This is a genomic window from Mesorhizobium sp. M1A.F.Ca.IN.022.07.1.1, assembly GCF_003997575.1.
Taxonomy (GTDB): Bacteria; Pseudomonadota; Alphaproteobacteria; order Rhizobiales; family Rhizobiaceae; genus Mesorhizobium.
The window spans coordinates 1-1972 of the sequence record NZ_RZST01000578.1 but is presented as its reverse complement, the minus strand read 5'-3'; the positions used below and the strand labels follow the sequence as shown (position 1 = coordinate 1972).

General features: G+C 61.2%; 2 protein-coding genes. Both read right to left on the bottom strand.

Going from position 1 to position 1972, the window contains the following annotated elements; all coding sequences use genetic code 11:
• Positions 1–192: 192 nt before the first annotated feature.
• A complete protein-coding gene (locus EOA75_RS32340; protein ID WP_067002877.1) occupies positions 193–1134 on the bottom strand; it encodes a sugar ABC transporter substrate-binding protein in 942 nt (313 codons plus the stop codon).
• A 368-nt stretch (positions 1135–1502) separates the two neighbouring features.
• Positions 1503–1972 (bottom strand): substrate-binding domain-containing protein (locus tag EOA75_RS32335; protein ID WP_164747737.1); only part of this gene is annotated, 470 nt, incomplete at its 5' end.

Here is a 1972-nt window from a genome sequence, read left to right as displayed (position 1 = left end):
GTCTGTGACACGTCTTCTTCCTCCGAATGACCGCGCCCGCTCTCCCGCCCGGTCGGGCGGGAGAAGGAAGGGAGCGACGCTGCTCTGTCTGCAGCCGATTTCAGCCAACTCGATGCGTCGGAGCGCCGCTCCAGGGTTTGTCCTCACGCAAGTCCGTACGGAAAACTTCCCTGGAATTGCGTTGGCGCGACCTCAGTTCTTCTTCAGGAACTTGTCGATGTTCGCCGGCGTCACGAGCTGGAAGGGGATGTAGACCTTGCGCTCCACCTTCTCGCCCTTGGAGAGCTTCAGCGCCGCATCGAGCGCGCCCGCGCCTTGGCCAGCCGCATCCTGGAAGACCGTGACGTCGAGATCGCCCGCCTGCATCGCGGCCAGCGCGTCCTGGGTTGCGTCGACGCCGCCGACCACGACCGACTTCATGTCGATATTGGCGGCCTTCATCGCCTGGATGGCGCCGATGGCGCTTTCGTCATTGTTGGCGATGACGCCGTCGAACGGCTTGCCGGACGACAGCCAGTTGGTCATCAGGTTCTGCGCTTCGTCACGCTTCCAGTTCGAGGTCTGCTTGTCGATGATCTTGATGAAGTTGCAGTCCGGCGTGGCAATCACTTCATCGATATCCTTGGTGCGCTGCACCGCCGCCTGATTGGAAAGCTCGCCCATGATCACATAGACATTGGCTTCCTTCTTGCCGGCTTCCTTGAACAGGCGGCAGATTTCCTTGGTCTCGAGCGTGCCGGACTCGGCCTCATTGGACGCGACGAAAGCCTGGTTGTCGGGCAGCTTGTCGACATTGACCGGCTCGCGGTTGACATAGACCAGCGGGATCTTGGCCGCGGCCGCCGCATCCGACATCGCCTGGGTGGCCGAAGTGTCGACCGGGTTGACGATGATCGCGTCGACGCCCGAAGCGGCGAAGTTCTTGATCTGGTCGAGCTGCTTGGCCACGTCGTTCTGCGCGTCCTCGACCTGCAGTTCGACGCCGTCCATGCCCTTGGCCTGGGCGATCATGCCGTTGCGCAGCACGGTCAGGAAATTGTCGTCGAAAAGAGCCATCGAGACGCCGATCTTGGCGGCGAAGGCGGACGAACACATCAGCGCCGAAAGCGCGACGCCCAAAAGCAGTTTCTTCATTTTAGTTTCTCCTCCACTTGGTGTCCGGCTGCACCGATTGAACCGGAATCCCCGATGTTACCGGGGAATCTCTCCCATGGCCCTTCCGGCGGCGTTTTCCTCGCATAATGGAACGCCTGGTCCTCTGCTTGAAACAGATGTTCCGGAACGAAAGAACCAAAATACCCAGTTGGTGAAATATTTATTCCATTTCGCTTGCAGCCGTCAAGGGAGATTCGAAATGGACGTGCCGGTTTTTCGATGGAGGCAAGCGTGCAGCGCCCTCGCGGCCGGCATGCAAACGTTCTGCGGCGGAATCCCCGGGCGATTTCACGTCGCGAAAGAATTCCATCAGCCTGATGGATCACATCATTCCGACGGGAGACGGCTTAGATGTTTTCCGGCAGATAGATGTCGAAGGGGAGAAAGGTCTGGCCGGGCGCATTGGCGGCGCCGGTCTCGATGGCATGCGCCATCAGGCCGACAAGCTCGCGGCAGAGCGCCGCCAGCGGGGTCGAGATCACCATGGTCAGGATGTTGTCGGCAAGTGCCGCGCGCGACTCCGCATTGATCTCGTTGCAGACGACCACCGGCATATGCGCCGGTCTCGCCGCCCTCAACGCCGCGACCGCGCCCTCCATGCCGCCGCCGGCGACGTAGCAGCCGGCAAGGTCGGGATGCCGAGCCAGAAGCTCGAGCATCGCATCATGCGTCACCTGGTTGGCCTCCAGGTTGACCAGCGTCTCCATCACCGTGAAATCCGGCGCATGCTCGCGAAAATAGGAGCGGAAGCCGATCTCGCGCAGCTCGTGACCATGAAAACGGTGGCTGCCGACGAAAAGGGCGACCTTGCCTGGCT